Annotated in this window: 2 protein-coding genes and 2 pseudogenes; 1 reads left to right on the top strand and 3 read right to left on the bottom strand. The window is 51.7% G+C overall.

Features of this window, described 5'->3' with window-relative positions; translation table 11 throughout:
- Positions 1–115: 115 nt before the first annotated feature.
- Complete coding sequence (locus FFR93_RS40045) at positions 116–1744, bottom strand: effector protein (RefSeq protein ID WP_138397191.1); 1629 nt, start codon at positions 1742–1744, stop codon at positions 116–118.
- A gap of 92 nt (positions 1745–1836) precedes the next feature.
- Positions 1837–3399, bottom strand: coding sequence for a hypothetical protein (locus FFR93_RS40040; RefSeq protein WP_138397190.1), 1563 nt, complete (start codon positions 3397–3399; stop codon positions 1837–1839).
- Between the two features lie 395 nt (positions 3400–3794).
- Here FFR93_RS40040 and FFR93_RS40035 point away from each other — a divergent pair.
- Positions 3795–4109, top strand: a pseudogene (locus FFR93_RS40035) (IS3 family transposase); the annotation flags it as partial.
- 180 nt (positions 4110–4289) lie between these two features.
- Here FFR93_RS40035 and FFR93_RS40030 read toward each other — a convergent pair.
- Positions 4290–4406, bottom strand: a pseudogene (locus tag FFR93_RS40030) (IS5/IS1182 family transposase); the annotation flags it as partial.

Genomic DNA, 4406 nt, shown 5'->3' with positions numbered 1-4406 from the left:
GATTGCGCTTCATCCTCTGGTCCTCTCAATGGGCCAGAGCTTACTTCAAAATGGATTATTTCAACGGGGCAAGGCCAAACTCTAGCTAAAATTGGTCCAGTTTGAAGGGTTCAGATCAGCGGCCTGCACTCTTGGCTGTTTCATCACGGCGTTTCGCTGCTAAAATCATAGCCATTCGCCTATCATTAGATGATTGGTTATTAGAGGCCTGCAGCTCAACCCCGGCAACAGGGTTCGGCTCGTTGTGTGGCAGCGCGGCATCCCCGTCTGCCTGGGTTCGCGCTATAGCCGCCCTAATTCTGGCGAGATTGTCGTTGGAACTCTCCTTCGATGACGCATTTGCGTCTCTAGCATTTCTTCGGTTGGCGTTGTCCACGAACGTAACGTTGTCAAATTTGCTTTTTCCAATGGGAGGCTGCTGTTTGTTGAGATCACGTTGACCGGCGTCGGTGCCAATCGGGTCCCGGCCGATCTGTTCCAACTGTCTTTCGTCCGACGCAATTGGGTTTGTCTGGGAGGGCGGCGGCTCGGCAGTTAACGTTCTTGATGGACTTGATGACGGGGAAGGTGCCCGCGTTGCGTGTGCCTCGCCCCCACCGCCGTCGAGTTGAGCTACCACGCTCCCAAGCTGCTTCGGCATGCTGGAAGACGGCAGTGGGGGCGTGACCACGACATTCTTCCAGGCTTCTTTATGCTGGGCTGCTTCTTCGGCTCCCATCTCGAAAGCCTTACTCTCGTCGCTGGTGAGCTTTTTCAGGTCCGTATGAAGCTTCACTCCAAAAAACTTTTTTGATACGACCTTCATGCCATTGGAAAGATACCTGGTCTCGCTTTTGTACATTTTACCAACCGTATGCTTGGCCTCGGTTAGTTGATTTGTCTTCTCATCGAATGTCGCCGATCGTTTGTTCAGCAACCTTCGATGGGACCTAATGTTTCTGCCCACCTCATTTCCATTCACATCTAGGAGAGACTGGTATGTTTTGCTACCGAAGAGACTCTTTCTCTCCGTTTCCTTGGTTCTCCCATCTCGCGATTTTGTCGAAAATTCCCGAAACCCACGCGCTTTGCGTCCAACCAGTTCCAGATTGGCATCCTCATCCCGCTCGAAGACCTCTGTTTTGGAGCCTTTCCTGCGGGTCAGAAGGCGATATTTCTTGTTGTCAGGACCACTTTCGTACGGGGCGCTCAACTCCTCTGAAATGGAGCCGAAAATTCTACCGTCCCGCAAACGGTTCGTGAAATAGCTTGTGCGGATCAGATTGCCGGTTTCATCGCGTTCCCATCGTTCGCGGAAACTCCCGTCTTTGCGCTCGCGGCTTAGAGAGTGAAGTTCACCCTTGGCGTCAAACTCGTAATTCCTCTTTTTCCGCCAACCCTCCTTCCCAAGTCGGCTAATGTAAAGACTTCCTGAGTCGGGGTCGCGTCTTAGGACCTCCGTCTTCCTGCTAACAATGCCACTCTTGCGGGTGCGCTCGCCATCCTTGGCGATATTCAGCCTCTTGTTGCCTATCAGCGTATAGCCGACCTCTCCGCGATAGCCCTCCCCGACACTGTCAAAGATGTCTATGTCTTTAGCATATCGCTTTTGCCTGCTTGGTCGCTCAAGCTCACGCGTTATTCCGCGCGCCTGTTGGGCCATCTCCAGCGCTCGCAACCGTTGCTCTTCTTCACGCCTAGCTGAACGTGCCTGTTTATAGGCTGGATTCAGCAATTTAGCTGGTTTCTTTCCAATATCTGCCATAAGCGTTACTTTCCTACAACGAATGTCGATTGACAGCGACAGCAAGGTGACTGATTTTGCTCAGCTCATTCTCAACTGAGCCGGGCCACGATTCAAAGACTGTTGAGGGCGTCACGTAGTCTGTCGTAACGCTCCTTATACCTGATACCGGGTGGAGGCTGCAGGCTCGCCACGTCTTTGCGCCGTATGAGGATATCAGTTACGCAATTCGGAACATCCAGCCGTTTACCTTCATTCTTCTGCTGAGTACCTCTCTGCATAGTCTGAGCTAGAGACGTAAATGAGGGTTTCGTATATATTCCGCCTCTGTCGGTTTTTCCGTCATCTGCGTAGAAAATATTGTCTGTATTATAGGTTTCCACTATTGACCTATGATCTTTAAGTTCGATGGAATCGGCTTCAACTAGCGTTCCACCTACTTCCACGAGGACACGAGAATCGGAGGCATACTTATCAAGCATCTTATTCCAGTCAGGCTTAAATTTACCCCATTGTTGGTTAATCCGGTGCTCCTTGCACACCCGTTTGAAGTGTTCTGGATGATGACTAGCTACAAAATCCGGCGTGGCGAACGTATTGCCCTCAGGCATTCTGATGATCATCCGGTGCTCCATCGCATACATGGAGGGCTTTCCTTGGACGGCCTTCGCGGCAGCGTCGTCGGGCAATTCCTTTACAACCTCGTTGATTGGAAAGTACGTCGTGTCGATCTTTACGTAGGCACTATGCGTATTCCGGTTGTAGCCTCGTTCTTCACCGACATAGTCCCGCAAACGGTGGGTGGCTTGATCTTTACCCTGCGTGCTCTCGATGTAGTTGATTGTTTGGTAGCCGTGAAGTTTCGACTTCAGCCAAACCTGGCCGCCAAGATCGGCCTCCATTTGCGAAGCGCTAAGCGTCTCATAACCATCATTCGGAAGTCGCGAAAACCCCTTTATCTTACCATCCGACCTTCGATGCAGGATGTCAGGTGCCTCCTCGCCGCTTGTCTTGGGGTCCATGTGAGCAAATTCGCGCCTTCTAGCCCCAGCTGCGGTATTATAGATCTGGTTCTCGCCGTCCAGTCTATATTGCGGAACCATTTCTGGTTTTCCGTCCTTGAATACCGTTTTTCCGTTTTGATCTTTCTTAACGGCTTCGCCGGTTTGGATGAGCCTGTTGTCTCGCTCTGCGGTCAAACCTAATGATGTTGTTATGGTCCTGAATTCATGGTTCCTATAGTCTTTTGTTGTCTGTTGGCCGTCTGGCGCCTTTATGGCATGCCATAAGCCGTGCTTAGTGTAATAGTTTCCGTCGTACTTTATGTACACAAGCTCGCGGTCAAGCTCTTTGGCCGTTTTGTTGCCAACACCATCAAGAGCCTGAAATTCTCTCCCCTTAAAGAAGGTATAAGCGTTGTTCGCTCGATCGTCCTCTGAGGCCTCCCGCCCCACTGGCACTACAGTAATACCCCGCCTTTTAAGTTCGATGTCTTGAACCCCAATCAACATCCCATCATCCGATGGGAGTCTGGCGGCCTTTGAACGCTGACTGGCCGCCAAACTAAGCCTTAACAGCCGTTGAGCAACGTCCTCGGCCTCGGCCTCGACCTCGTCCGGGCTCTCGGCGTCGATCACGCCCTCGAGATCCATGTTGGTTTCTTCATCATCACCCACAGAAATCGTCCTTCCGTAGCTTATTGCCGGTATTTCACTTTATATTCTTGTGTTTTTCGTCCCGAGCCTTAACCGCTCTTTCCATTGCCATAAGGCGGCGCTCTCGATCAGCCATGAACAATTCCGGATTGTCCATTGGAGGGTAGTCGTCCGAATTTTCGATTGTATTCTTCCTCCCCGCAGGCCATTCGGCGGTACGAGTGCGTTTGATACCTGACGTTGATAATTTTAATTTCATGTAGTGCGTTACCTTTTCCCTTGCTTATCTTGAGCTGTTCCGCCTTCCTAATTGCAATAGATTGTGCATGTATTTTGAGTGGTCAATCTAAATTGTGTTACGTCTGAAAGTAAGCGTTGAGCTCAGCTCGTCTGAGCTTTGAAGTTCCAGGGCACGAAGCATTGCCCATGTCGCGACAACCGAGGGCATCAAAAGCGAGGACGTCCAGGACCTTGTCATCAGGGCTGTTGAGAACCGCTTCGGTCTCATCAACACGCTGCCCAAGCCCATTGAATGGCTGACTGACAATGGCTCATGCTTCATTGCGAAGGATACCAAGGCACTGCTCATCAACATCGGCATGGAGCCGTGCTCGGCCCCCGTCCGAAGCCCCAGTCCAACGGAATGGCCGAAGCCTTCGTCAAAAACCTTCAAGCGCGATTACGTCTCGGTGAACCCCTTGCCGGACGCCATGACCGTTATCGCGCAACTGCGAACTATGGTGGAAAATGGGTGATGACGGTTTGAGAATGGCGGCGTATCGAGGCGGGTGATTGAAGCCAGCCAGACCCTCTCAAGGAGAGCGATACGCCATGAATGAGACTATCAACATTTTTCGGGCGTTGGTGCATGGATCTGGACTTGAGCGGATCTGGATCTGTGATGGGGCTATCTATGTGGTCGGTCCATTGCGGCGGATGGATTTAGGGCGTGCGCATGCAAGCATACGATTGAGGGCGGCGCAGCCGATGGCCACTTCCGTCTGCTGAGCGTGAAACGACCGAGCCCG

The organism is Rhizobium sp. MHM7A, assembly GCF_005862215.1.
GTDB classification, from domain to species: domain Bacteria; phylum Pseudomonadota; class Alphaproteobacteria; order Rhizobiales; family Rhizobiaceae; genus Rhizobium; species Rhizobium bangladeshense.
Note: the sequence above shows the minus strand (reverse complement) of the source record. Positions and strands in the feature narration are given on the sequence as shown.